We start from the raw sequence: 24,476 nt of genomic DNA, 5'->3' as shown, positions 1-24,476 counted from the left end.
GCGTCGATCGTTTCCGAGCGCAGTTCATCCGCCAGCTGCTTTAACTGCTCCACCGAAAGGTTGCGCATGTCATGCGGCGCGCGCACCCGGTCAAGCTGCGCATAGCGCCCAAGGGTCGGAATCGCGGAAGGGGTGTTGGTGTCGGTCATGTCCATCAGTTCCTGCGCTCGACCACGTAGCGGACCAGATCGCGCAGGCGATCAGCCTCCGGGCCAAAAATGTCGATATGGGATTCAGCCTGTTCGGCCACGCGCTTCGCTTCACGCGCGGCACCATCCACGCCCAGCAGGGCGACATAGGTGGACTTGCCCGCGGCTTCGTCCTTGCCGGCCGTCTTGCCCAGTTCCTCGGCGCTGGCGGTGGCGTCCAGCACATCGTCCGCAATCTGGAACGCGGCACCCAGATCGCGGCCATAGGCGGAAATGCGCTTGCGCACGTCATCACTGGCCTGCCCCAGAATGGCGCCGGCTTCGGCTGAATAGCGGATAAGGCAGCCGGTCTTGAGCGCGTGCAGGCGGGCGACTTCCTCCAGCGACAGCGCACGGCCTTCCCCTTCCATGTCGATCATCTGACCGCCAACCATGCCTGCGGCACCGGATGCGTCGGCCAGCGCGCGGACAAGGTTGATGCGCACCTCCGCGCTGTCATGCGTCAACGGGTTGGCCAGAATGTCGAACGCCATCGTCTGCAGCGCGTCACCGGCCAGAATAGCGGTGGCTTCGTCAAACTTGCGATGGGTGGAGGGCTGGCCACGGCGCAGGTCGTCATCGTCCATGGCGGGCAGGTCGTCATGCACCAGGGAATAGGCATGCAGCATTTCAACCGAAGCGGCGACACGGTCTGCGCCTTCGGCTGCGACCTTGAACAGGCTGGCGACCTCCGCCACCAGATAGCCACGCAGGCGCTTGCCGCCGCCAAGTGTCGCATAACGCATGGCGTCGATCAGGCGGGCTTCCCCCCCGTCGACGCGGGGCAGGAGACGGTCGATCATATGTTCGATCGCCGTGGCGCGCGCGGCCATGGATGCACGCAGACGGACCATGCGATCCGTACCGTCTGTTTGGGACGCGGTTGCTGTTGTTTGGTTCATCTGGCGCATCAATCCATTGGTTTTGCTTCCAGCGTACCGTCTGCACGCTGGACAATCGCCTGAACGCGGGCTTCCGCCTCGTCCAGTTTCTTCTGACAGTACTGCCGCAGGGCGGCGCCGCGTTCGTAGGATGTGATCGCGTCCTCCAGCCTGAGCTGGCCTACCTCCAGTTGTCGCACGATGGCTTCAAGTTCGGCCAGTGCGTCCTCGAAGGACAGGTTGGTCAGGTCATCGGTCATCTGTACGCGGTGCTTCCTGAAATAACGTGGTGGCGGACGCATTACATCCTTGTGGGGCATCCTGCCAAGGGGACAACTGGTTTTAGACTAGTTTGACAATGGGGCGGATCATGGGCGCGAATGGGATGCGGCGTCCGTTTCCTGCCTGCGGCGGATTACGAAGGACAGCGTGCCGCCTTCTTCTCCGAATGCGATCAGGGCGTGGCCCGTCTCGCGGCAGAAAGCCTGAAAATCCGCGACGGATGCCCGGTCGGTCGCAATCACGCGCAGCCGCGCCCCCGGCGCCAGCCCGCGCAGCATGCGGTTGGCCTTGAGCACGGGCAGGGGGCAGGTCAGGCCACGGGCGTCTAGCAGGATCTCACTCATGGGGGGCCATGTCTCCGTGTGGTGGGCAGCTATGTGCGGACATCAGGGTTTGATGTTCCCTGCAGGTACGACCATAAAAGAAAACGTGCCACTGATAAAACATGATGAAAGAAAGACTCCGGATGGCTTCCTATCGTATCGGAATAGATTTTGGCGGCACCAAGATCGAAATCGCAGCCCTTGGCATGGACGGAGCCGAGCTTGTCCGTCGGCGGATTGTCAATCCGGGCAGCTATAATGCGGCCATTGCGGCCATGTGCGACCTGATCCATGGCGTGGATAAGGAACTGGGCGGCACGGGGACGGTCGGAATCGGTATTCCGGGTTCCATCAGCCCCGATGCTGGCGTGATCAAGAACGCCAATGCCACATGGCTGAACAACCAGCCGCTGATACGCGACATGTCGGCGGCGCTGGGCCGCGAAGTCCGCATTGAAAACGATGCGAACTGCTTTGCCCTGTCCGAGGCGATAGACGGTGCGGGTGCTGGTTATCATAGCGTGTTTGGCGTCATTATCGGCACCGGCATGGGGGCGGGGATCGTGATCGACCGCAAGCTGCTGATCGGGCGCAACCATATCGCGGGCGAATGGGGACATACGCCGCTGCCGTGGCCCCGGCTTGAGGAATTTCCCATGCCGAAGTGTTTCTGCGGCAATGAGGGATGTATGGAGCGGTTCCTGAGTGGCTCCGCGCTGGCGCAGGACTGGAAAGGCCCCGGCCATCGCAGCGCTGCCCATATCGAGCAGGAGGCTGATGCAGGCGACCTGACCGCGATCGGGGCGCTGGACCGTTACATGGACCGCATGGCGCGGGCCTGCGCCATGGCGATCAATTTCATGGACCCCGATGTCATCGTGCTGGGCGGCGGCGTGTCCAACCTTGAAACGCTGTACGAGCGCGTGCCCCGGCTCATGCGCCGCTATGTCATTACCCCCGACTGCCGCACGCCGATTGTGCGCAACCGGCATGGCGACAGTTCCGGTGTGCGGGGGGCTGCGTGGCTGTGGGACGATCACCACGTACCTGACTGAGTGTCAGGAAACGCGGTCGGGCAGTTCAGCTTTCTTCGCTGTCCAGACCGCGGAACCCTGTCGCCACGACATAGAGTTCGCTCGATTCCTTGCGGCTGGCAGGAGGCTTGGCGTGGCGGACCTGCGTGAACATCTTCTTGAGTTCGCCCAGCATCTGCTTTTCCGAACCACCCTGGAACACCTTGGCGATGAATGCGCCGCCGGGGGCGAGGATATGGACCGCGAAATCAAGCGCCAGTTCGGCCAGCCCGATAATGCGCAGGTGATCGGTGGGGGCATGGCCAGTGGTGTTGGGCGCCATATCCGACATGACCAGATCAGGCTTTCCCCCAAGCAGTTCGGTCAGGCGGTCGGGCATGTCGGGATCGTTGAAATCCCCTTCAAGAATGGTAGCGCCCGGCACCGGATCAACCGGCAGCAGATCGACGCCGACCACTTCCGCCGCGCCGCGCTTGACCGCCACCTGCGTCCAGCCGCCGGGGGCCGCACCCAGATCCACGACGCGGGTGCCGGGGCGGATCAGGTGAAAACGGTCGTCCAGTTCAATCAGCTTGAAGGCCGCGCGTGAACGCCAGCCCTGCTTCTGCGCGGCCTGAACGTAGGGGTCATTCAACTGCCGTTGCAGCCAGCGGTGCTGTGCTGTCGTGCGGCCGCGCGCCTTCTTGACCGTGACGGTCTTGGTCCGGTTGGCGCGCGCTGCCTGTCCGTCGGTGCTGGTGTCGTTGCTGCCGGGCGTAAGGCTGCTGTTACGGGCCTTGCCCGGTATGCGGGTAGAAGAACGCTGTTTCATGACGGGACGCGGTCAGGGACTGACCCGGTGCTCCATACGATTATGAAAGGAGAGGGAAGACGAGGTGGCGGAAAAGCCGCCGCGTCGTCTGCGATCCCCGATCATGCGTAAAAGCATGCCATTGCGCAATCCCCGGTCCGCCACCCTTACTTCCGCCATGGGCCATGTGGTGACGATCGCCTCGAATATGGCGCAGCCGGGCAGAAGGTAGCGCGCGCGGTCCGGGCCGATAACGGGATGGCGTGCAAGCCCGTTCAGGCCGGACTGGCGCAGGCTGTCGATTATGCCCAGCGCCTGCGGCACCGACAGGCTTGCCCCGTCAATTCCCGTGCGGTCGTAACGCTCCTGCGCCAGCGCCAGACTGGCCAGCGTGGTGACGGTGCCACTGGTGCCCAGAAGCGTGACATTCTGCCGTGCGATTTCGCGCGCAATGCAGTGTACGTCGTCAAAACCGCGCAGTACATTGCTGATTTCATCCACAACGGCGCGATAGCCCGTGTCGGAAAAAATATCCGCGCCGTCGCGTTCGCCCAGCGTCATGATGCCAACCGGCAGGCTGACATAGCCCGACAGGTCATGCCGCCGGGCGTCGCGGTCGATTCGCGCCCATGCGACTTCGGTCGAGCCGCCGCCGATATCAAACAGCAGCCCTCGTCCGGTGGTCTCCCGCCTGTCCTGCAGCAGCGATGTACATGCAGCCAGCGCCAGCTCCGCTTCTTCCCGCGCGGAAATGATGGAGATGTTCAGCCCCGTCTCGTTCAGGACACGGGCCAGGAAGTCCATGCCATTTCCCGCACGGCGGCAGGCTTCTGTCGCAATTGCGCGGTGGTCATGCAGGTCATACAGCCCCATCCGCGCGACGCAGGCGCGCAGGGCTGCGATGGTGCGTTCCATCGCGGCCTCGGCAAGCTGGCCGGAATGGTGCAGGCCCTCTCCCAGCCGGACGGCACGGCTGAAGCTGTCGATCACGCGCAGCCCCCGTTCACCCGCGCGGGCGACCAGCAGGCGACAGTTATGGGTGCCCAGATCAATGGCGGCATAAAGTGGCCCGCGCACGCTACGGCGCTGCGGCGCGGGGGTGGGAAGGGGAATGTATCCCTGTTCCCGTATCTGTGCGCTGAGCGGCTGCTGGACCATGTTCATCCAAACCCGTTAGACCCGTTGACGATCGAGGCATTACCTATTGTGTTAAGTGTACTGCGTAAAACGCAAGCCAAAAGAGAAAGTTTGCAAAAAAGCAATCAGGGGGGTTGCACGCCCGATAACCGACGGGTATATGCCTGATCACCGCAGCGCATCGCGCCGCTTTCTCCTTGCTGGGGGATAGTTTAGCGGTAGAACTACCGGCTCTGACCCGGTCAGCCCTGGTTCGAATCCAGGTCCCCCAGCCAAAAACTCCCTAATGAAATAATGTGCCTGCCTGTAGGTTTCAACCTGCTGGGTCGTGATGCATGTAATCAGGGTTCGCTGTCCGTGCGGGCGGGATTGCCCCTTGGTGCATTGTGGTTGGGCCTTCGCCATTTCGTCGGCTACACCCGTTTCCGTGTAATGGCGTGGTCTGTGAGTCATGTAGGGACGGCTGAAGCGGATATGGTCCGGATTCAGACGCCGTTTGAAACTGGATTAGTGATCAATTTCCCGATGCTGCCTTTTTTAAAGCGGCATCATCTGCGGCGCTGTGAAAGAGGGGCACCAAAAACGTCCCCCCCCATGATTTGCAGAACGGCTCTTGGTGGCCATTCAGGCAATTTTCCCCAGTTTTCGTGAAGTCGGATTTCATCACTACGGGCCACGTTTTTCCAATGGCGGTTCATGGGGGCGTTATCGGGGCCGGGGTTCCGTTATGGTCGCCGCAGGGAGTGGGGAAGGATAGCGTTGCCAGATCTGTTCCCACCGTTGCTGCAATCCGCTGGCGAACTGCTGCATCAGCAGCGATTCAAACTGGTTGGGATAGGCGCCGTAAACGGTCAGTACGGCCATCACCTGCCCATCGTTTCCCCTGATCGGAATGCTGAGGGATGACACGATGCCAAGGTGTTTCATCACGTCACGCCACACTACAACGCGGGGATCCGTAACGTAGGAGGCGCAATGCTGCCGCTGTCGGCTACGCCATGCGATGCCTGTGACGGACTGGTTGAATGACGGGTCCGGCTCGGTTATCGGCTGTGCGAGGACAGGCAGCATGGCGTTGCCCAGTTTCTGTGCCTGTGGGCCGCCGGTGCCCGTCACAACCAGTTGCCCCGATGCGCTGGCGCGGAACAGCATGGCGGCCTGTATGCCGGGTAACTGGCCGAAATCTTCCATTTCCTGTGCGGTGGCGTCGGTAAGGCTGCGGTCGGTTACGGGCAGGTTTTCGGACAGAAGGGAGAAATAGGTCTGTTCGACCACCTGACCCGCCTGTAGCTGCGCGCCCTTGTCATCCTGAATGCGAATTTCGGTGGTCAGCAGGATATGATACTGCTCGCTGGCGCGCAGCATGGCCTTGTCCAGACGATCGATGAGCAGGCGACGGTAAATGCTGTAGGATTCGCTAAGCAATGTCGGTGTGAGCCCCGAAAGGGCATGTACGGTGCCGATCCGGCCTGCGATCGCCACGATGTCCTGCCGCGTGGTTTCAGGCGCGAGCAGGAAGCCCAGATGCTTTAGCTGCTGTTCCTTGAGGTGGGCCAGTTCCTCCGCCGTGAAGACGGACAGGATGCGTTTCCCATCGGGCGTTTCGCCAATAAGGTCGTCAAAACGTTCCATGAAATCATGCCGGATACGGGCGAGGAAGCTCCGCGCCCGTGTCAGCAGTTCTGCCGCTTCGGGACCATAGGCATCAAATGCAATCGTTGCGGGCGTATTATCCGTGGGTGGTCGCGCCACGGTTGCGCTGGCAAGGCACCACCATGTCTTGCGCGTGGCCTTTGTCACCTTTGACTGGTACATGGCGGCATCGGCGCGCCGTAACAGGGTATCGGGATCTTCTCCGTCCAGTGGGTAAAGCGCCAGACCAAGGGTCATCCCCACCACCGCGCGGGATTCGGGCGTGACCTGGAAGGGACTTTCAACCGCCACATGCAACTGGTCCAGTACCGTCGTGGCCTGCGCTACGGGAACAAGCGGGTCGAGGTCATCGATAATAACGACGAATTCATCACCGCCCAGTCGTGCGATGTAATCGGTCTGGCGCAGTCCGGCCCGCATGCGACGGGCCAGTTCCTGCAACAGTACGTCGCCTGCCTCATGCCCGTAACTGTCATTGACCAGCTTGAAGTCATCAAGGTCGAGCATGCTGACGCCAACGGCAGTGCCCTGCCGCCGCGCCCGTGCCAGGGCCAGCGGCATGTATTCTTCCAGCGCCAGCCGGTTGGGCAGGCCGGTCAGGGGATCGTGACGTGCGCGCTGGGATTCCTCCACCTGTAATTTTTCGACGCGCTGCTTGGCGTCCAGCGTATCCAGCGCGTGGCCCAGCAGATGGGCGACGCGCTGGCACAGGGCTATGCTCTGCGCATCAAAGATATGGGGCTGCGGGGAAACGAAGGTGATGACCATCCACGTTGATCCACCGCGCCAGATCGGCGTGGACAGCACAGCGCGCCACTGGTTCCGCCTGACGAAATCGAACCACGGCGCCTGCGCCTGTTCGCCCAGTTCATCGTTGCTGTAGGCAAGGGCCTCCGTCTTCCACGCGCGCGCGGCGACCAGCGGCACGGGCACTTCGTCCATGGCGCGCAGGTCCAGGGCGTCCATACCATCCGTCCCTTCGCCTGCGCGGGCGATGACATTCAGCCGGTAGCCCGGTTCCATCCTGCCGATCCATACCGCATGGAACAGCGTGTCATGCACCAGATCCGAACAGGCGCGGGCGCACATCTCGGTGTCGCTGCTGGCCTGCAGCACGGCGTCAGCGGTATTGACCAGCGCATGATAGAGGCGTTGCGCCACATCGCGGCTGGTTACGTCCTCGATGGTCCAGACCGATACATTGCCGTTGATGTCACTGAGCTGCACGCCCGAGAAATCGGCGATCATGACGCGGCCGTCTGGGCGGGACAGGCGCACGCCCGCAACCCGCACCTCGGACCGGGTCCGCAACTGTTCATATATGGCGCCGACCCGTTCGAATTCCTCCCTGTCGGCATAGAGCATTTCAGCCGACTGGTTGACCAGTGAGTCCGGGGTCAGGCCAAGCATCTGCGCCACGCGGGTATTGGTCATCTGGATGATGCGATCTTTGACCAGCAGGATACCGACGACCGAGTTGTCCAGCAGGGCGGTCTGGAGGCGACGGTTATAAAGCTGCTCCAGCCCGCTCGATATGTCGGTTGCAATTTCCTTCAGCAGCACCTGAAGCTGGTCGTCAAATACATCGACCTGTTCGTGATAGACGCTCAGCACCGCCCAGATCTGCCCGTCGCGATGGATGGGCAGCACGGCGTTGGAACACACGCCCTGTCGTATGGCCCATTCCCGCCATGGGGCGGTATGTTCCCCGTTCTTGAAGGATGCGTTGAAAATGGGCTGCCCGCTGCGCCACACCCGGCCCACATTGCCACAACCTTCCGGCACGTCCGGGTGGACGGAAATGGATACGCCATCCATGCATCCGGCAGGCCCGGCCACGGCCAGCATGCGTATGGACCCGTTTTCATCCGGTCGCCCGATGAAGGCGATTTTCAGGTGCGCGTAGTGAATGGCCATGTCGCAGATTTCCTGCAACAGGGCTTCCTCGTTCTTTGCCTGGCTGATGCACTGGTTAAGCTGCGCCATGAAGCTGTTGAACTCGGTCAGCCGGGTCAGTTGCAGCATCTGTTCGCGCTCGCGCCGCCGGATCGTCACCGCGACCGCACTGAGCAGCAAGCCGAAGGCCAGCGCTTCTATCCCCCAGCGTGATGGCGCATGCCGCCAGTAGGTCTGCCGGACACGGCTTTCCGGCACGGCAAGGCGCACGCTGAAGGGGTAGTCGTCCACGGGCGACGCCACCACGATGGCGATGTCTGCCGCCGGGGTGGGAGTGGAGCGCCGCGAAGAATCGGGCCGGGCATGAAGGACCGCGCCGTCACGTGTATCGACGGGCGTGAATGACCAGCCCCTGCGATAGTTGGCAGGCAGTTCGCGGATATCGAGCAGGCGGTCGAGATGATAGTTGGAGGCAAAGAAATACCCCGTATGTTCATCCGTATCGCCATGGACAAGCAGGGGCAGCACGGCATCCCCCGTGTCGTCCCGATACTGTATCCGGCCCAGAAGGTGGTTGCCGGAATGGTCAAGGGGGGTGAAGTCCGCGGCGGAGGTCTGCGCGTTCTTTGCCTGCGTGGTTCCCGACGGTGCGGTAGACCACTGGATCGTTTCCCCGTCGGCCGCCAGAACATTGAACGTATAGGGCGTGGCGCGCGAAAGCAGGTAGCGACGCAGCGCTTCACCCATCTGGGGGGAAGGTGTTGCGGGGTTGGTATGTGGCAGTTGCAGCGCGGCGGAGGCGACGTCCAGTTCCGTAAAGCGCGTATTCAGCCGGTCGGCGATCAGGTTCGCATACGCCTGGGTATTGCGCAGGGCTTCCGCCCGCACCTCCATTTTCGCGTGCTGATAGTCATGCAGTTCAATAACCACGTCGCATGCGACAACAATCAGGAATGGCAGCATGTAAGGTAGCAGCGACCTGAAACGGCGGTTTCCAGACGGGGGAGTAGGGGGGCTGGAATGGAAAACGGTCACGCTGGGTACCTATCTTAAATCGTGCCCTGCAGTATTGGTCGGCTGCACATCGAATTATGATGGTGTTACCAGTGTTATTCTCGCCCGGATACTGCATTCCGTGAAAATATGATGAAGATGACGCCTGTTGGCTGGTCCGTTGTCCAGATGGATTGAATACGGTCAGTGCAAATGAAAACGGGTTGCGTTACGTGCAGCCCTGCTTTCGACTGTTGCGTTCCTTGGGGTTCGGCATGGTGACACATGTATGCGGAACAATACATAATGTAATATATTGTAATAAATAATAACGAAGCGTTACACGAAAAGAATATGACGTGCGATTCGATAATGGATTTAAAAAATACAAATCAATGAATCCGTCAATATAATTCGTTTTTCTGGATTCGTGGGGTCTGATTTATCCGTATATTGATCTTGACATGAAAAACCTTCCATCGTGAGATGGGGAAGCGCTTTTATTGGGCTTAATTATATCAAAATCATTTCACCGCAATTATGGAGTCCCAGATGTCTTCTTCCATCTCAAGCCTCAGCAGCAGCTCACTCAGCAGCCTGTTCGGCACGTCATCTTCCAGCGACAGTTCGTCGTCCTCTTCGTCATCCTCCTCCTCGGGGTCCAGCTCTTCCAGCAGCACGACGACAAGCGAAGTCTTCAACAGCGATGGCTCCATCACCACCATCGTGAAGGATTCGAGCGGTAACATCGTTTCCGAAACGACGTCCGGCTCCACCAACAGCTCCGCCCAGACCGCGCAGGGTGCGGACGAAGATCAGGGCGGTGTTGATCTTTACGCCTGATTGACTGCATCCCGTGACCTGTAGCCTTGTAAGTTACGGCTACAGGCTACGGGATATTATCCACGGCAGTCAGTCGTGGGTGTCCACCAGGACGATCTCGGCATCCTCAAGTGCGCGTATCCGCAGGATGTCCGTGCCTGAAATCGCGGCTCCATCGCGTTCGTTGACACTCGTCCCTTCGATCTCCACCCGCCCCCGCGCGGGCACCAGATAGCCGAACCGTTCGGCTCCAAGCCGGTATTCCACGACCTGTCCCTTGTGCAGCGTCGCTCCCAGAACGCGGGCATCCGCATTGATGGGCAGGGCATCGTCCTCCTCGGGGCGGCCTGATGCGAGTACGACAAACTGGCCCGCCCGTTCACCCCTGGGGAAGGTGCGTGTACCCCATGAGGGGGCATGCCCCGCCCGGTCGGGCATGATCCAGATCTGGAACAGGCGCGTGGTTTCGCTCTCCCGGTTATGTTCGCTGTGGCGGATGCCGGTTCCCGCTGACATGACCTGCACATCGCCCGCCTGCGTGCGCCCGCGATTGCCCAGACTGTCTTCGTGGGTAATTGCGCCTTCGCGCACGTAAGTAATGATTTCCATATCCCGGTGCGGATGGGTGCCAAAACCGGTGCCGGGTGCTATGGCATCGTCGTTCCATACCCGCAATGCCCCCCATTTGACGCGCGCCGGATCAAAATAACTGGCGAACGAGAAATGATGGCGTGCATCCAGCCATCCATGATCGGCATGACCGATGTGGTCAAAAGGTCGGATTTCAATCATCGGATCACCTTTCGGTTTCTGTACTTTCATCAACACCAGAATATTACGTCCGCCGCGATCGGAGCGTATATGGAAATAAAGGAAAGCCAACGTTTCTGATCTGTTGCGTCAGGAGTGGGCTTTTCCAGTATGGGGGCGGACTTGCCGGTCCGCTGCCTGTATGCCTGCGGCAGGCTGGAACAATCGTGTGGGTGGCCTATAGTGAAACCTTCACGAAGGATCGTTTCCAGGGATTTCAAATGCGCTTACCTGATTTCGAAGCATGGGCCATTTTTGCCAAGGTGGCGGAATGGGGGTCCTTTGCCCGTGCGGCGGAAGATATCCAGCTTTCCAAACCCACCGTATCCAAGGCCGTGGGGCGGCTTGAGCAGGCGCTTGGGGTTTCCCTGTTCAACCGCAACTCCCGACATATGTCCCTGACGGAAACAGGTCGGCTGCTTCAGGGGCATGCGAACCGCATCCTGGCCGAAGCCGAAGCGGCGGAAGTGGAGGCGCGGGGTGGTATCCTGAAGCCATCCGGCCAGATCCGGGTAACAGCGCCGGTGACATTCGGCATCCAGCATCTCGCCCCCCTTCTGCCCGAATTCATGCGCCAGTATCCGGAGGTCGATATCGCGATCGATTTCAGCGATGCGGTCGTCGATCTGGTGGCGGAGGGATATGATCTTGCGCTGCGCATCGCGTCCCTTGCGGATTCCTCATTGCGCGCGCGGCGTCTTTGCACCGTGCGGCTGCTGCTGGTTGCCGCTCCCGCCTATCTGGATGCAATAGGCAGGCCCGACCATCCGCGTGAACTGGAAGACCAGAAGGGCTTTGTTTACACGAATACATCCGCACCCGGTAAGATCAGGCTGCGGCACAGGAAAACGGCCAAGGAATTCGTGCTGTCACAGGCTTCCCGCCTGCGGGCCAATAATGCGGAAGGATTCCTGCCCGCGCTGGAAGCGGGTCTTGGTTTCGGCCTGTTTCCGGAATTCATGGTCTGGGATGGCCTGAAATCGGGTCGGCTGGTGCAGGCGTTGCCGCAATGGGAAGCCCCGGCTGTCGCCCTGTACATCGTGACATCACCCAGTCCGCTGCGTCCCGTCCGGGTGACGGCGCTGCTGGATTATCTGGTCAGGGCCTTCGCGCATTCGCCATGGGCAACGGAAGAAGAGTGCGAAAGCCTGAAATATCTGAAATAGCACGAAGGGGCACGATGTAGATCGTGCCCCTTCGCGCCGCAGTATTCAGGCAAGTTTTTTTGCAATGCCCGCCACATGGCTGCCCAGATAACGCGCTCCGTCCAGTTCGTTGGCATCGGGCTGGCGGGAGCCGTCGCCTGCGGCAATGGTGGTCGCGCCGTAGGGGGAGCCACCCGTGACTTCATCCAGCTTCAACTGCCCCTGAAAGCTGTAGGGCAGGCCGGTAATGACCATGCCATGATGCAGCAGGTTGGACATGAGGGAATACAGCGTGGTCTCCTGCCCGCCATGCTGGGATGCGGTGGAGGTAAATACCGCGCCAACCTTTCCGATCAGCGCGCCCTTGAGCCACAGCCCGCCGGTCTGGTCCCAGAAATTGGCCATCTGCGCGGGCAGTCGGCCAAAGCGGGTCGGTGCGCCGACGATAATGGCGTCGTATTCGGGCAGTTCCTGTGTTGTGGCGATGGGAGCGCCCTGTTCGGTCTTGAAGTGATGGGCCTTCGCAACGTCCTCGGGAACAAGTTCAGGGACGCGTTTGACAACGACTTCTGCATCGTTGGCCCGTACGCCTTCGGCTATGGCATGGGCCATCGTCTCGATATGGCCGTAGGACGAATAATAGAGAACGAGAACCTTGGGCATTGCAGTATGTCTTTCGTATGAAAATGGGTGCCATGGAAATGGCGGAACCCCTTAACCATACGGTTTGAGTGGCTATTTGATATTTCAAATACGGAAACCTTTGGTTTCTGTATTTTGCGCCTTCTTCACGGGTGCGTGAGGGGAGAGGGGCGGAGGGTATGTCTCTGTCTTCCATCGCGCTCGGTTGAGCGGGAAGGGGCGGGGGCCGTGGTGGTGCGCTGCTGCGATGGCGGAATGGGCAGCCTTAACGGACACGGGGGCAGATCCGCTGGCACGGAATCGCTTCCGCATGTCATCCGTGGCATTGCTGCGCCCCTCAATGGCCGGACCGCAAGGATGGCGTGACTTTCAGATGAATTGACGCAGCGTGGCTGGTTCTACGGGCGGCCTGTATAGATCGCCCGTAACGTACATAGAATGTCGTGACCTGAATGCCGGAAACACTCAGGCATACGGGCTGCGGTGGCGTCAGGCAGGATAACCAATGCCGTCGGTTTTTAGCCTGACCGCGCGGTATCGCTGATGTGCAGCATGCAGTCCGGCCAGCGCATGTTCCGATATTTCTCACGGCCAGTCAGGATGGAAAGGCAGGGGACCGACGCGGGGAGGCGTCGGCTGCGCTGTCAGTTTCAGTTCTGGTGATAAGGAGCCGCCGCCTTGGGTATCCCGCCTTCGATCGGCAGGGCGGGGTCGCGGGACCATTCGTTCCATGATCCCATATACAGCCGCAGGCGTGTAAACCCGGCGGAAGCAAGGGCGACATAGGTATTGGCCGCGCGCGCACCCTTGAAGCAGTAGATGATGATGTCCTCATCCGGGTTCAGGTTGCGCGATGCGGCAAGGGCGCGGATTTCGTCAGGACTGCGGAAGGCGGCGTGGTTATCCGTCACCTTCATGAAATCGTACCACTCAATCCATACGGCCCCCGGAATGCGGCCCTTGCGGGGCGCGAAATCCACACCGTAGGGGGAGGAGCTTTCCGCCAGCCATTCGACGCTGTCGCGGTTGTCGAGCAGCTTCGTGGTGGTGGAGCCAAGGGCTGCGTATACGTCGTCGCGCGTGGCCATGAGAGCGTGGTTGATGCACAGCGGAAACCGTGCCCGCACCGGCTGCGTGGTTTCGGTGCTCAGCGCGCCACCTTCACGGCACCATGCGCTCAGCCCGCCATCAAGTATGCCCACGCGCGGATAGCCGAGATAGCTCAGTATCCAGTAACCCCGGCAGGACGCACCGTAGCGGGTATGCAGCGCATCTTCATAGATGATGGCGGTTTTGTTCCCATCCAGCCCGTAATCGGCGAACAGGGTGGAAAATTTTTCCTGCAGGCTTTGCAGTCCGTCCTGCGTGGTTTCCGCCAGATAGGTGAAAATATCGGGCATGTTCACCGCGCCCGGAATGTGGCCGGCAGCAAAGTCTTTCCCGTCACGCACGTCGATCAGGATGATCGTGTCCTGCGCAGCCAGTTTGCGGACATCTTCGGGTGAATAAAGAACTGCCGACGGCATGGTGATTTCCTGCAAGGTTTCGGACATGCAGGTCTGGTATCACCTGTTGGTGAGGAAGGGCAGAGGGAGCGGAGCGCGCCCGGTATGATGTGACCGGGACGCAGGCCCCATTGCTGGTGTGCTGCCGTAGTGCGGGCGGCATGGGTCATCACCCCGCCCGCAGGCCACAGGTCAGGCCGCCAGGCCGCCATCCGTGGTCAGCGCGGTGCCCGTGATGAAACCGGCCGCCGGGCTGGCAAGGAACGAGACCAGAGCCGCGACATCGCTGATCCGGCCATATTCCTTATGACACATGAAGCTGCGCAGCAGGTCGGCAGCTTCCCCCGTGGCGGGGTTCATGTCGGTATCGATCGGGCCGGGCTGCACCACGTTGATGGTGATTCCGCGCGGGCCAAGATCGCGTGCCGCGCCACGGGCAAATCCGCTCAGTGCGGCCTTGGATGCGGAATAAAGCGAAATGCCGGGGAAAGGCGCGCGATCGGCAAAGGTCGATCCGATCAGGACAATGCGGCCCCCCGTGGTCATGTGGCGCGCGGCTTCGATGGTTTCGATCATCACGGCGCGGACATTCAGCCCCAGCACGGCGTCGACCTGTTCATCCGTGGTCTCGGCCACGTCGCCATAGGGGTAGATCCCGGCATTGCACACCAGTGCGTCAATCCGGCCCAGTTCTTTCACGACCTGACGTATGGCTGCACGGTTGCCATTGCCTTCGCCATCACAGCGGATGGCAATGCCACGGCGGCCCAGCGCGCGGACTGCCGCCACCGTTTCCTCGGCTGCATGTTCGTTGCGGACATAGGAAATGGCGATGTCGTACCCATCCTTCGCCAGCGCCGTGGCGATGCCCGCGCCGATGCCGCGGCTGCCACCTGTTATGTATGCGACGCGCTGTGTCATTGTGCTTTCCTCCCGATATGATCTTGCGTTTTCCTCCTACAGTACGGGGCGGATGGGGGAAAGCATGCCGTGGGGCGGGGAAGGGGCTTGATCCTGCCTGCGGTGTTGTCTATAGCCTGCCTGTTCGCGCGTCCGGGCCTGTAGGGCATGCCCGGCCGCAATGGAAGTGTTCCGACCCGAAAGGGGCAGGGACACGGGCACCAGACATCAGGAGAAGAAAATGCCCAAGATGAAGACCAAGTCATCGGTCAAGAAGCGGTTCAAGATCACCGCGACCGGTAAGGTGCTGGCAGGACCGGGCAACAAGCGCCATGGCCTGATCAACCGCTCGCAGAAGATGAAGCGCACGAACCGTGGTTCGCAGGTGCTGACGGAAATGGACGGCCGCACTGTGAAGCAGTGGGCTCCCTACGGTCTGGCATAAGGAGCACCTGAGATATGGCACGTGTGAAACGCGGCGTAACCACCCACGCCCGCCACAAGAAGGTCCTTGAACTCTCCAAGGGCTTCCGTGGTCGTTCCTCCACCAACTACCGCATTGCGCTGGAACGTCTGGAAAAGTCGCTTCAGTATGCTTACCGCGACCGCCGCAACAAGAAGCGCGAATTCCGCGCCCTGTGGATCCAGCGTATCAACGCTGCGGTGCGTGAGCATGGCCTGACCTACAGCCGTTTCATCAACGGTCTGGACAAGGCTGGCATCGAAATCGACCGTAAGGTCCTTGCTGCCATTGCCTATGACGATGCGGCAACCTTCGCCGAGATCGTGAAGAAGGCCCAGGCCGCTCTGGCCTGAACCCTGTCCCCGCCCGTGTGGCGACAGGTCCACGAAACGGGTCGTCCCAACGGGCGGCCCGTTTTGTTTTTATGCAATGCCCGTGCCGCTTTTCCGTCCGGCGGCGGGCACAGTTTCATGTGCCGGGTCTGGCCCGTGCGGGTAGAAGCCGCCGGTTGCTATCCACTGCCAGCCCGCCCGGTGAAAGCCTGCGCGAGGTGCTATGAGTGACGATCTCGAAACCCTGAGGGAACAGACAGTTCAGGCACTCGCTGCCGCGACCGACCTGCGTGAATGGGATGCGGTGCGTGTCGGCACGCTGGGCAAGTCGGGCAGGCTGACCGCGCTGCTCAAGGAACTGGGGCGCATGACGCCCGATGAACGGCGCACGCGTGGCGGCGCGCTGAACCGGCTGCGCGATGAACTCTCGCGTCTGATCGAAGCCCGCGGGCAGGAACTGGAAACGGCGGCGCTGAATGCCCGCCTTGCGGCCGAGCGCGTGGATGTGACGCTGCCATGTGCGCCGGATGCGCAGGGACTGCTGCACCCCATTACCCGCACGATCGAGGAAATGGCCGCCATTTTCGGCTCCATGGGCTTCCAGCTTGCTGAAGGCCCGGATATCGAGAGCGACTGGCACAATTTTTCGGCCCTCAACACGCCCGCCCATCACCCCGCCCGTACCGATCAGGATACGTTCTATCTGCCGGCGGAAGCCAGCGGCCAGCCCGAGCGCGTGCTGCGCACACAGACATCGGGCGTGCAGATCCGCACCATGCTGGGGCAGGAACCGCCCATCCGCATCATCGCGCCCGGCCGCACCTATCGCGCCGATCATGACGCCACCCATTCTCCCATGTTCCATCAGTGCGAGGGACTGGTGATTGAAAAGGGCATCACGCTGGGGCACCTCAAGGGCTGCCTGTCTGATTTCCTGCGCGCGTTTTTCCAGATGCCCGACCTGCCGGTGCGCTTTCGCGCCTCCTATTTCCCGTTTACCGAACCCTCGATGGAAATCGACATCGGCTGGTCGCGCAGGACGGGCCAGATCGGTACCGGCGGCGACTGGCTGGAAGTGCTGGGGGCGGGCATGGTCCATCCGCGCGTGCTGGCCAATTGCGGACTGGATGCACGTGAATGGCAGGGTTTTGCCTTCGGCATGGGGATCGAACGGCTGACCATGCTGCGCCACGGTATTCCGGACCTGCGTTCGTTTTATGAAAGCGACGTGCGCTGGCTGCGTCATTACGGCACGTCCCCCCTGTCTCCCGCCATGCTGCACGAAGGTCTGTGATCGATGAAGTTCTCCCTGTCATGGCTGCGCGAACATCTTGAGACCACGGCAACGCTGGAAGAAATCTGCGCCACGCTGAACACCATCGGGCTTGAGGTCGAAGGGGTGGAAGACCGGGGCGCGATCCTCGCTCCGTTCCGCACCGCCCGCATTATCGAAGCCACCCAGCACCCCAACGCCGACCGCCTGCGCGTCTGTCAGGTGGACGCGGGTGAGGGGTTTGAGCGCGTGCAGGTTGTCTGTGGCGCGCCGAATGCGCGTACGGGCCTGCATGTGATTTTCGCGCCACCCGGCACGTTCATCCCGGCCAGCGGCATCACCATCAAGGCAGGCAAGCTGCGGGGTGAGGAAAGCGGTGGCATGCTGTGCTCGCTGCGCGAACTCGGACTTGGGGAGGAAAGCGACGGGATCGCGGAACTGCCCGACGATACCGTGCCCGGCCAGTCCTACGCCCTGTTCGCCGATCTGGATGATCCCGTCATCGACATCGCCATCACCCCCAACCGCGGGGACGCGCTGGCGGTGCGCGGGATCGCGCGTGACCTTGCTGCTGCCGGTCTGGGCGAACTGAAGCCGTGGCTGACGGCGACGGTGGAAAGCCGGTTCGATACCCCCATCGACTGGCGCGTTACCTTCCCCGAAGCCTGTCCGTGGGTTCTGGGGCGCAGCCTGCGGGGCGTGAAGAATGGTCCCAGCCCCGAATGGCTGCGGCGCAGGCTGGAATCCATTGGCCTGCGTCCGGTGTCGGCGCTGGTGGACATCACCAATTTCTTCACATTCGACCTTGGCCGTCCGCTGCATGTATTTGACGCGGATAAACTGCTGGGCAGCGAACTGACCATCTGCCGGGGGGCAGGCGAAACCTTTACTGCCCTTGATGGCAGCGAACACGTCATGACGCCCGATGACTGCGTTATCGCCGACAGCCGGGGCGTGCAGTCGCTGGCCGGGATCATGGGGGGGGCTGAAAGCGGGGTCAGTGAAACGACCACGAATGTGTTTGTCGAATGCGCCCTGTTTGATCCCGTGGCCATCGCGCTGGCAGGGCGGCGGCACAACCTGCATTCCGATGCCCGACAGCGTTTTGAACGCGGCGTGGATCAGGCCCTGCCGCCCGCAGCCCTTGAGGCCGCGACCCGGATGATCCTTGACCTGTGTGGCGGGGAAGCGGGCAGTGTCGTGTCCGCCGGGGTCGAACCCGCGTGGCAGCGTCAGGCGCATCTGGAATTCGCACGGCTTGAGACGCTGGGCGGCCTGAGCGAAGCGCCGGATCATGCCGTGCACCTTCTGGAGCGGCTTGGCTTTGCAGTGCGGGAGCGGGATGCCCGCCATGTGGTGGTGGATGTACCCTCATGGCGCAATGACATCGCTACCCCCATGCTGCTGGACCAGCGCCCGGACCTTCCGCCCGCACGTGCGCAGGCCGCCGCACAGGGCGCGATCGAGATCGACCCGGAAGTGGACCTGGTGGAGGAAATCCTGCGCCTGCGTGGGCTGGACAGCGTGCCTGCCGTATCGCTGCCGCTGCGCAGTGCCGTGCCGCTGCCTGCCCTGAGCAGCCGCCAGACGCGCATCGCCGGCCTGCGCCGGCAGCTTGCGGCGTGCGGGTTGCTGGAAACCGTGGGCTTTTCCTTCGTGGCGATGGATCAGGCCGCGGCATTCGGTGAAACACCGGCTGACCTGCATCTGCTCAACCCCATCGCCGCCGATCTGGACCAGATGCGTCCGACCCCTCTGGTCAACCTGCTGGCAGCGGTCAGGGCGAATGCGGCGCGGGGCTATCCCGATCTGGGCCTGTTCGAAGTCGGCCCCGGTTTTGACGCCGATGGACAGAAACTGATCGCCGCCGGTATCCGTAGCGGCCATTCGCCGCGTCTGCCCGGCCAGCCCGCGCAGCCGGTCGATCTGTGGCAGGTCAAGGCCGACGCCCTGGCAGGGCTTGCCGTCGCCGGGGCTGCGATGGAAGGCTGCACCATCACTGCCGATGCCCCGTCCTACTACCATCCGGGCCGGTCGGGGGTGATCCGGCAGGGACCGAAGCTGGTTCTGGGTCATTTCGGGCAGTTGCATCCCGCCCTGCTGGCGGCGCGGGGGATTGATGTCCCGGTCTGTGCCTTCACGCTTTATACCGACGCCGTGCCCGAACCCAGGCGCAAGCGCAAGGCGCCGCCGGCCCTGTCCGCCTTCCAGCCGTTGAGGCGTGATTTCGCCTTTGTCGTCGCGGCGGACCTGCCTGCGGAAAAACTGCTCAGGGCCGTGAAAGGCGCTGAGCGGAACCTTATCGTCGCGGTTCATCTGTTCGATGTGTATGAAGGTGACAAGGTTCCGGCGGGGCATAAATCACTGGGTGTCGAGATAACCCTTCAGCCGATGGACAGGACACTGACCGATGCGGAAATCGAAGCTGTCTGTGACCGGGTGGTCGCTGCCGCGCAGAAAAGCTGCAATGCGGCCCTGCGGGGCTAGGCGTTCGGGCCTGCTGGCCAACAGGGCGCGCGCGGGGCGTATCGGTCTGGCACTGGCGGCCATGTTATGCACGGCCAGCCTGCCTGCCTATGCAACCGATATTACCGGGGCAGGCTCCAGCTTCGGCGCGCCGATTTACGGCGCGTGGGGGGCAGGGGCCGCCCGTGCGACGGATATCCGCCTGAACTACCAGACCATCGGGTCGGGTGCCGGGCAGAATCAGGTCAAGGCCCGCACGGTGGATTTCGGCGCGTCGGATGCGCCGATGAATGCGGCCCAACTGGCGCACAATGGCCTGATGCAGTTTCCCACGGTGCTGGGTGCGATCGTGCCGGTCGTAAACCTGCCCGGTCTGGATGGCAGTCATCTGCACCTGACGGGTGAACTGCTGGCCGGGCTGTACAGTGGCGATATCACCATGTGGAATGATCCACGTATCGCTGCGGAAAACCCCGGTGTCAGCCTGCCTGCCATGCCCGTGGCCCCGGTGCGGCGGGCCGATGGGTCGGGCACGACCTTTGTCTTCACGTCCTATCTCGCACGGGTTTCGCCGCGTTGGGCGGCGGAGGAAGGTAAGGGGACATCCATCGAATGGCCGGTGGGCGAAGGCGCGCGCGGCAATGACGGTGTTGCCGCGGCCGTGCGCAATACCGAAGGCAGCATCGGTTATCTGGAATACGCCTACGCCGCGGGCAATCACATGCCCATGGCCGAACTGCGCAATCACCATGGAGATGTGGTCGCGCCAGACCCCGAAAGCTTCCGTCTGGCCGTGACCTCCGCCCACTGGGCGGATGATGCGACCCATTCCGCTGATGTGCTGGATGGCGATGGCGCGGGAGCCTGGCCGATCATGGCCGCAACCTATGTGCTGATCCCGACGGACAGTGCCACGACAGCGCAGGGCAGGGCGGTACGGGCGTTTTTTGACTGGAGCATGCAGCACGGTGCGGAGTCAGCCCTGCTGCTGGGGTACGTGCCGTTGCCCGAGGATATCCGCGCCAGCATCCGCACCATCCTGAACGGGCGGTAGCGGCACCATCATCTGTAGCGGGGCGGGGAACGACGCCTCGCTGCCTGTTTTTCAGAAACCCGGAAATTTTCGGGTGATGTCATGAACAGGCGGCCTGCACCGGCTGCACGGGTATGTGGCAGATTTTTCACCATCGGTATTTGCGCTGGCCGATCCGACACGATAAGCCGGTCTGGCATGACTGGACCCCATTCTTCCATCCCTCCGCTACCAGAACCTACCGGGCATGGTCCGACCATCTGGATCATGGCGGGCGAAGCCAGCGGTGACGTGCTGGGCGCTCGTCTGATGGCGGCGCTGCGCACTGCGCGGCCGGATATCCGTTTTGCCGGGATCGGGGGCGAACATATGCGCGCGCAGGGGCTGCACTCGCTGTTTCCGCTGCGTGATCTTGCGGTCATGGGACTGCTGGAAGTACTGCCCAGACTGCGGCATCTCTCACGCAGGCTGGATCAGGCGGTGCAGGATATTACCGCACGCCGTCCGGATCTGGTCGTGACCATTGACAGTCCCGGTTTTGCCCTGCGGCTTCTGCGTCGGATCGCGCCGCTATCCATTCCCCGGCTGCATTATGTCGCCCCCCAGGTCTGGGCCTGGCGTGAGCATAGAGTGCGGGAATTTCCGGGCCTGTGGGAGCGGATGCTATGCCTTTTGCCGTTCGAGCCGGAATTTTTTGCCCGCCACGGGATCGAGGCGCGTTTTGTCGGCCACCCCGTTCTGCAATCCGGCGCAGATCAGGGTTCCGGGGCTGATTTTCGCAGGCGTTACGGCATAGCGGATTCTGCGCCGGTTCTGGTGCTCATGCCCGGTAGCCGCCGGTCGGAAGCGCCGCGTCTGTTGCCGGTATTCGGGCGCATGCTCCTCATTTTACAGCAGCGCATGCCGGGCATCGTGCCGGTTGTGCCGGTCTCCCCCGTTATCGGGGATATCGTGCGCAGGGGGGTAGCGAACTGGCCGGTCCAGCCGCTGGTCATTACCGACGTTCAGGACAAGCACGATGCGTTTGCCGCAGCCAGTGCCGCACTGACCAAATCGGGGACTTCCACGCTGGAACTGGCGATGGCGGATGTTCCCATGGCCGTGACGTACCGGGTCAATCCATTGACGGCGGCGATGGCGCGACGCCTGATCCGCGTGCCCTATGTGGCCATGGTCAACCTGCTGTCCGGCCACAGGCTGGTGCCCGAACTGCTGCAGGAACGCTGCACGCCCGAACTTCTGGCCGACACCGTTGAGCGCCTGCTGACGGACCAAAACTGCCGGAGCCTGCAGCGCGCGGGATTCAACCATATCCGCGCGGCGTTACGCGGGCCGGGTCAGGACCCGGCCACTGCCGCCGCGCATGAAGTCATGGATTTGCTGGCTGCGCATTCTGCGGCGGTGCGTCCGGCGTCTGCGGAGCCGTAACGCCGGGCGGTAGGGGTTCATTTTCTGAAATCAGGGCATGCAGTTCGTTCCTGAGCATGAAAATACCCATGACGACCGTGGCCACCACCATGATCCCGATCCAGATCAGTTTGCCGATCTGTTCGCGTTTTTCCTCATCATAAGCCATGATTGCCTAGCCTTTGCTGCCGTAAAGCGTTTCCGCCGCAATTTCCGGCTGTGTGATCTCGACCATGCCTTCGGGGCGCAGGGCGTTGTAAAAGCAGCTCCGCCGTCCCGTATGACAGGCCACACCCTTCTGGTTCACCAGCAGCAGGACCGCATCGCGGTCGCAGTCCAGCCGGGCGTCGATCAGGGTCTGGACCTGCCCCGATGTCTCGCCCTTGCGCCACAGGCCCGACCGGCTGCGTGAATAATAGCATACGCGGCCCGTGCGCAGGGTTTCATCCAGTGCTTCGGCATTCATCCATGCCAGCATCAGTACCTCGCCACTGTCATGCTGCTGGGCAATGGCTGCGATCAGGCCATCGGCATTGAATTTGACCCGACCAATCATGGCGGAACGGACAGCCGAATCCGGCGGCGTGTAGGACATACGTTTTTTACCTTGAAGAAGGAGCCTGAACCGGCCCCGAAATGCGCGCTGGCAGGCTTTATTCCGCCTTGGCGGGAAGGGAGAACCATGGCGGCACCTGCACGCTTATCGCGTGGCCTGCGGCGGTCAGGCCCGTGTCATGGATATGTTCGTTGCGGATCATCGCCATGCCCGCCCCGTCGCGTGATGAGCGCATTTCCCCCACCGTAGCGGTGCCCGACAGGACCGGCGTGCCCGGTGGCGGCAGTTCCCTTTGCGCCGTAACCGGCAGCAGGTGGCGGCGCACCAGACCACGATAGCGCGTGCGGGCGGTCAGTTCCTGCCCCATGTAGCAGCCCTTGGTCCAGCTAATGCCATTGAGCTGGTCAAAATTGGCTTCCAGCAGCAGGGTCCGGTCACTTTCGCAGTCACGCGCGCCATCGGGCAGGCCCAGCGCCAGTCGGTGGCGGTCGTAATCCACATCGTCCGCATGGGCGGTGGGGGATGGGTGGCCAAGCAGGAAGCGCCATCCAGCCTGCGGCAGGCGGGGATCGGGGGCGGCGGGATACCCTTCGGGCATTGTGGCATCGCCACCCCATGCGGCGTGAACGGCGTAGCCGGTTTCCCCGATTTCAGCCTGCGCGCGCAGTCGGAAACGCGACAGGCGCTGGCGCAGCATGTCCGCCTGCCCCGCGTCGCAGTCCAGCAGCAGGCGCGTACCCTCCGGGTCGGCAAAGACGAAAAAGTCCGCCAGCCATTTGCCCTGCGGGGACAGGAACGCTGTCCATACGGCATGGCCGGGGGCGACTGCCGTCATGTCATTTGACACCAGCCCTTGAAGGAAGGAAACGCGGTCCGCCCCCGATACACTGAGTACGGCGCGGGCGGGAAGATGAGCGATTCTGGCCATGGGCATAATCTGGCCACAGCCGGCGTGACAGACAAGGGCAAAGACGGGTTGGCACATCCGCAAAACGTGACTAGCACCGTAAAATGCACATCCTGTTCATCACATCCACCCGGCTGGGGGACGCCATCCTGTCAACCGGCCTGCTGGATACCCTGCTGCGGCGTTATCCGCAGGCTGACTTCACCATAGCCTGCGGCCCGGTGGCGGCTGGCCTGTTCGCCCATATGCCACGTCGGGTCCGTACGATCGTGATGGTCAAGCGTACTTATGACAGGCACTGGTTCGACCTGTGGCGTCAGTGTCGGGGGCGCAGATGGGATATATGCATCGACCTGCGTGGTTCCATCACCAGCTACTTCCTGCGCGTGGGCAGGCGGTACGTGATGCGTGGTGGCCGCAGGCCGGGGCGGCGGATTGCCCATATTGGCGCATTGCTCAGCCTGACCCCCGCGCCGCTGCCGGTGACATGGACCAGTCAGGTCGAACGTGCGCAGGCGTCGCGCATGCTGGGGACGGGCGTGAACTGGGTCGCACTTGGCCCGACAGCCAACTGGGATGGCAAGATATGGCCGGCGGAACGGTTTGTGGCCCTGTTCAACCTGCTGCGCGCGGCTGATCCCGGCCTGCGCCCGGTGGTCCTCTATGGACCGGGGGAGGCGGAGCAGGCGCGCGCGCGGCCCGTTCTGGCGCAGTTGCCCGATGCGCTTGATACCGGTGGAACGCTATCGGTCACGCAGGTTGCTGCGCTGATGGGACAATGCACGCTGTTTATTGGTAATGATTCCGGTCTCATGCATCTGGCGGCGGCAAGCGGGATTCCGACGCTTGGCCTGTTCGGGCGAAGCCGTGCGTCGGAATACGCGCCCTGCGGTCCGTGGGCGCGGGCGGTCGTAGCTCCCGGCCCCGAGGGGGAAGCTCCGATGGAAGGGCTGCACGTGGAACAGGTGGCACAGGCCGCGCTGGCCCTGTTACGGCAGTGGCGGGATCGGAAACGGTGAAAAACCTGAACTTTGTGCA

General features: G+C 62.2%; 23 protein-coding genes and 1 tRNA gene. 10 read left to right on the top strand and 14 right to left on the bottom strand.

The genetic code is table 11. From position 1 onward, the window contains the following. Positions 1-154: 154 nt before the first annotated feature. From ACBR42_RS13990 to ACBR42_RS13980, 3 genes are all read right to left on the bottom strand, one after another. On the bottom strand, positions 155-1,042 hold the full coding sequence (locus ACBR42_RS13990) for a polyprenyl synthetase family protein (protein ID WP_371208398.1): 888 nt from the start codon (positions 1,040-1,042) through the stop codon (positions 155-157). Positions 1,043-1,098: 56 nt separating this feature from the next. Next, positions 1,099-1,329, bottom strand: coding sequence for an exodeoxyribonuclease VII small subunit (locus ACBR42_RS13985; RefSeq protein ID WP_102323502.1), 231 nt, complete (start codon positions 1,327-1,329; stop codon positions 1,099-1,101). Between the two features lie 108 nt (positions 1,330-1,437). Beyond that, a complete protein-coding gene (locus tag ACBR42_RS13980; protein WP_102323503.1) occupies positions 1,438-1,695 on the bottom strand; it encodes a sulfurtransferase TusA family protein in 258 nt (85 codons plus the stop codon). A gap of 122 nt (positions 1,696-1,817) precedes the next feature. Here ACBR42_RS13980 and ACBR42_RS13975 point away from each other — a divergent pair, with 122 nt between their 5' ends. Further along, positions 1,818-2,729 carry an ROK family protein gene (locus ACBR42_RS13975; protein ID WP_132304303.1) on the top strand — a complete coding sequence of 304 codons (912 nt, stop codon included), beginning with the start codon at positions 1,818-1,820 and terminating at the stop codon, positions 2,727-2,729. Positions 2,730-2,754: 25 nt separating this feature from the next. Here the strand turns inward: ACBR42_RS13975 and ACBR42_RS13970 are convergent, their stop codons facing one another. Together ACBR42_RS13970 and ACBR42_RS13965 are read right to left on the bottom strand one after the other, a co-directional pair. Continuing rightward, a complete protein-coding gene (locus ACBR42_RS13970) occupies positions 2,755-3,519 on the bottom strand; it encodes an RlmE family RNA methyltransferase (protein WP_102323505.1) in 765 nt (254 codons plus the stop codon). A gap of 12 nt (positions 3,520-3,531) precedes the next feature. Beyond that, complete coding sequence (locus tag ACBR42_RS13965; protein ID WP_371208397.1) at positions 3,532-4,662, bottom strand: Ppx/GppA family phosphatase; 1,131 nt, start codon at positions 4,660-4,662, stop codon at positions 3,532-3,534. Positions 4,663-4,836: 174 nt separating this feature from the next. On the opposite strand from ACBR42_RS13965, the gene ACBR42_RS13960 reads away from it, so the two are divergent. Next, a tRNA-Gln gene (locus ACBR42_RS13960) sits at positions 4,837-4,910 on the top strand. Between the two features lie 430 nt (positions 4,911-5,340). Here the strand turns inward: ACBR42_RS13960 and ACBR42_RS13955 are convergent. The 3 genes from ACBR42_RS13955 to ACBR42_RS13945 form a co-directional block, all read right to left on the bottom strand. Next, positions 5,341-9,147 (bottom strand): diguanylate cyclase domain-containing protein, encoded by a 3,807-nt coding sequence (locus ACBR42_RS13955; RefSeq protein ID WP_371208396.1) that lies wholly within the window; start codon positions 9,145-9,147, stop codon positions 5,341-5,343. 554 nt (positions 9,148-9,701) lie between these two features. Further along, positions 9,702-9,953, bottom strand: coding sequence for a hypothetical protein (locus ACBR42_RS13950; protein ID WP_162900464.1), 252 nt, complete (start codon positions 9,951-9,953; stop codon positions 9,702-9,704). A gap of 136 nt (positions 9,954-10,089) precedes the next feature. Next, positions 10,090-10,791, bottom strand: coding sequence for a pirin family protein (locus tag ACBR42_RS13945; RefSeq protein ID WP_371208395.1), 702 nt, complete (start codon positions 10,789-10,791; stop codon positions 10,090-10,092). Positions 10,792-11,030: 239 nt separating this feature from the next. Here ACBR42_RS13945 and ACBR42_RS13940 point away from each other — a divergent pair, with 239 nt between their 5' ends. Further along, positions 11,031-11,975: a LysR family transcriptional regulator gene (locus ACBR42_RS13940; RefSeq protein WP_371208394.1), complete on the top strand. Its 945-nt coding sequence runs from the start codon at positions 11,031-11,033 to the stop codon at positions 11,973-11,975. A 45-nt stretch (positions 11,976-12,020) separates the two neighbouring features. On the opposite strand, the gene wrbA is transcribed toward ACBR42_RS13940, so the two are convergent. From wrbA to ACBR42_RS13925, 3 genes are all read right to left on the bottom strand, one after another. Beyond that, on the bottom strand, positions 12,021-12,617 hold the full coding sequence (wrbA, locus tag ACBR42_RS13935) for an NAD(P)H:quinone oxidoreductase (protein WP_102323509.1): 597 nt from the start codon (positions 12,615-12,617) through the stop codon (positions 12,021-12,023). 629 nt (positions 12,618-13,246) lie between these two features. Continuing rightward, positions 13,247-14,149 (bottom strand): sulfurtransferase, encoded by a 903-nt coding sequence (locus ACBR42_RS13930; RefSeq protein ID WP_371208393.1) that lies wholly within the window; start codon positions 14,147-14,149, stop codon positions 13,247-13,249. Between the two features lie 144 nt (positions 14,150-14,293). Further along, entirely contained in the window at positions 14,294-15,022 is a 729-nt protein-coding gene (locus ACBR42_RS13925; RefSeq protein WP_282759257.1) for an SDR family NAD(P)-dependent oxidoreductase, read from the bottom strand. Between the two features lie 220 nt (positions 15,023-15,242). On the opposite strand from ACBR42_RS13925, the gene rpmI reads away from it, so the two are divergent. From rpmI to lpxB, 6 genes are all read left to right on the top strand, one after another. Beyond that, positions 15,243-15,446, top strand: a complete 204-nt coding sequence (gene rpmI / locus ACBR42_RS13920; protein ID WP_007400447.1) for a 50S ribosomal protein L35 — start codon at positions 15,243-15,245, stop codon at positions 15,444-15,446. A gap of 14 nt (positions 15,447-15,460) precedes the next feature. After that, positions 15,461-15,817: a 50S ribosomal protein L20 gene (rplT, locus tag ACBR42_RS13915; RefSeq protein ID WP_010513542.1), complete on the top strand. Its 357-nt coding sequence runs from the start codon at positions 15,461-15,463 to the stop codon at positions 15,815-15,817. Between the two features lie 202 nt (positions 15,818-16,019). Next, complete coding sequence (gene pheS / locus ACBR42_RS13910) at positions 16,020-17,090, top strand: phenylalanine--tRNA ligase subunit alpha (RefSeq protein ID WP_102323512.1); 1,071 nt, start codon at positions 16,020-16,022, stop codon at positions 17,088-17,090. 3 nt (positions 17,091-17,093) lie between these two features. Continuing rightward, positions 17,094-19,556, top strand: a complete 2,463-nt coding sequence (gene pheT, locus ACBR42_RS13905; RefSeq protein ID WP_371208392.1) for a phenylalanine--tRNA ligase subunit beta — start codon at positions 17,094-17,096, stop codon at positions 19,554-19,556. After that, positions 19,537-20,589, top strand: a complete 1,053-nt coding sequence (pstS, locus tag ACBR42_RS13900; protein ID WP_371208391.1) for a phosphate ABC transporter substrate-binding protein PstS — start codon at positions 19,537-19,539, stop codon at positions 20,587-20,589. The genes pheT and pstS overlap by 20 nt, the downstream gene beginning before the upstream one ends. Before the next feature lie 177 nt (positions 20,590-20,766). After that, entirely contained in the window at positions 20,767-21,996 is a 1,230-nt protein-coding gene (gene lpxB, locus ACBR42_RS13895; protein ID WP_371208390.1) for a lipid-A-disaccharide synthase, read from the top strand. On the opposite strand, the gene ACBR42_RS13890 is transcribed toward lpxB, so the two are convergent. The 3 genes from ACBR42_RS13890 to ACBR42_RS13880 are packed head-to-tail and all read right to left on the bottom strand — an operon-like array spanning position 21,938 to position 23,459. Continuing rightward, a complete protein-coding gene (locus tag ACBR42_RS13890) occupies positions 21,938-22,144 on the bottom strand; it encodes a hypothetical protein (RefSeq protein ID WP_110547945.1) in 207 nt (68 codons plus the stop codon). The two genes, lpxB and ACBR42_RS13890, sit on opposite strands and share 59 nt — an antisense overlap. A 6-nt stretch (positions 22,145-22,150) precedes the next feature. Further along, complete coding sequence (hisI, locus tag ACBR42_RS13885) at positions 22,151-22,570, bottom strand: phosphoribosyl-AMP cyclohydrolase (RefSeq protein ID WP_102323516.1); 420 nt, start codon at positions 22,568-22,570, stop codon at positions 22,151-22,153. A 58-nt stretch (positions 22,571-22,628) separates the two neighbouring features. After that, positions 22,629-23,459 carry a folate-binding protein YgfZ gene (locus tag ACBR42_RS13880; protein ID WP_371208389.1) on the bottom strand — a complete coding sequence of 277 codons (831 nt, stop codon included), beginning with the start codon at positions 23,457-23,459 and terminating at the stop codon, positions 22,629-22,631. Between the two features lie 83 nt (positions 23,460-23,542). Here ACBR42_RS13880 and ACBR42_RS13875 point away from each other — a divergent pair, with 83 nt between their 5' ends. Beyond that, the gene (locus tag ACBR42_RS13875) at positions 23,543-24,457 is read left to right on the top strand and encodes a glycosyltransferase family 9 protein (RefSeq protein ID WP_371208388.1); all 915 of its coding nucleotides are present in this window, start codon (positions 23,543-23,545) and stop codon (positions 24,455-24,457) included. The last annotated feature ends 19 nt before the right edge of the window (positions 24,458-24,476 follow it).

Origin of the sequence: Komagataeibacter sp. SM21 (genome assembly GCF_041402665.1) — a bacterium.
Classification (GTDB): Bacteria; Pseudomonadota; Alphaproteobacteria; order Acetobacterales; family Acetobacteraceae; genus Komagataeibacter; species Komagataeibacter saccharivorans.
Note: the sequence above shows the minus strand (reverse complement) of the source record. Positions and strands in the feature narration are given on the sequence as shown.

What these genes read in the sequence shown, in the direction of transcription:
- ACBR42_RS13880 (WP_371208389.1), bottom strand. Translation starts at nt 23,459, where the DNA reads ATGGCCAGAATCGCTCATCTTCCCGCCCGCGCCGTACTCAGTGTATCG.
- pstS (WP_371208391.1), top strand. Translation starts at nt 19,537, where the DNA reads ATGCGGCCCTGCGGGGCTAGGCGTTCGGGCCTGCTGGCCAACAGGGCG.
- pheT (WP_371208392.1), top strand. Translation starts at nt 17,094, where the DNA reads ATGAAGTTCTCCCTGTCATGGCTGCGCGAACATCTTGAGACCACGGCA.
- ACBR42_RS13970 (WP_102323505.1), bottom strand. Translation starts at nt 3,519, where the DNA reads ATGAAACAGCGTTCTTCTACCCGCATACCGGGCAAGGCCCGTAACAGC.
- ACBR42_RS13975 (WP_132304303.1), top strand. Translation starts at nt 1,818, where the DNA reads ATGGCTTCCTATCGTATCGGAATAGATTTTGGCGGCACCAAGATCGAA.
- ACBR42_RS13985 (WP_102323502.1), bottom strand. Translation starts at nt 1,329, where the DNA reads ATGACCGATGACCTGACCAACCTGTCCTTCGAGGACGCACTGGCCGAA.
- ACBR42_RS13930 (WP_371208393.1), bottom strand. Translation starts at nt 14,149, where the DNA reads ATGTCCGAAACCTTGCAGGAAATCACCATGCCGTCGGCAGTTCTTTAT.
- ACBR42_RS13925 (WP_282759257.1), bottom strand. Translation starts at nt 15,022, where the DNA reads ATGACACAGCGCGTCGCATACATAACAGGTGGCAGCCGCGGCATCGGC.
- ACBR42_RS13890 (WP_110547945.1), bottom strand. Translation starts at nt 22,144, where the DNA reads ATGGCTTATGATGAGGAAAAACGCGAACAGATCGGCAAACTGATCTGG.
- rpmI (WP_007400447.1), top strand. Translation starts at nt 15,243, where the DNA reads ATGCCCAAGATGAAGACCAAGTCATCGGTCAAGAAGCGGTTCAAGATC.
- rplT (WP_010513542.1), top strand. Translation starts at nt 15,461, where the DNA reads ATGGCACGTGTGAAACGCGGCGTAACCACCCACGCCCGCCACAAGAAG.
- ACBR42_RS13990 (WP_371208398.1), bottom strand. Translation starts at nt 1,042, where the DNA reads ATGGTCCGTCTGCGTGCATCCATGGCCGCGCGCGCCACGGCGATCGAA.
- ACBR42_RS13940 (WP_371208394.1), top strand. Translation starts at nt 11,031, where the DNA reads ATGCGCTTACCTGATTTCGAAGCATGGGCCATTTTTGCCAAGGTGGCG.
- lpxB (WP_371208390.1), top strand. Translation starts at nt 20,767, where the DNA reads ATGACTGGACCCCATTCTTCCATCCCTCCGCTACCAGAACCTACCGGG.
- pheS (WP_102323512.1), top strand. Translation starts at nt 16,020, where the DNA reads ATGAGTGACGATCTCGAAACCCTGAGGGAACAGACAGTTCAGGCACTC.
- ACBR42_RS13875 (WP_371208388.1), top strand. Translation starts at nt 23,543, where the DNA reads ATGCACATCCTGTTCATCACATCCACCCGGCTGGGGGACGCCATCCTG.
- ACBR42_RS13965 (WP_371208397.1), bottom strand. Translation starts at nt 4,662, where the DNA reads ATGAACATGGTCCAGCAGCCGCTCAGCGCACAGATACGGGAACAGGGA.
- ACBR42_RS13980 (WP_102323503.1), bottom strand. Translation starts at nt 1,695, where the DNA reads ATGAGTGAGATCCTGCTAGACGCCCGTGGCCTGACCTGCCCCCTGCCC.
- ACBR42_RS13955 (WP_371208396.1), bottom strand. Translation starts at nt 9,147, where the DNA reads ATGCTGCCATTCCTGATTGTTGTCGCATGCGACGTGGTTATTGAACTG.
- wrbA (WP_102323509.1), bottom strand. Translation starts at nt 12,617, where the DNA reads ATGCCCAAGGTTCTCGTTCTCTATTATTCGTCCTACGGCCATATCGAG.
- hisI (WP_102323516.1), bottom strand. Translation starts at nt 22,570, where the DNA reads ATGTCCTACACGCCGCCGGATTCGGCTGTCCGTTCCGCCATGATTGGT.
- ACBR42_RS13945 (WP_371208395.1), bottom strand. Translation starts at nt 10,791, where the DNA reads ATGATTGAAATCCGACCTTTTGACCACATCGGTCATGCCGATCATGGA.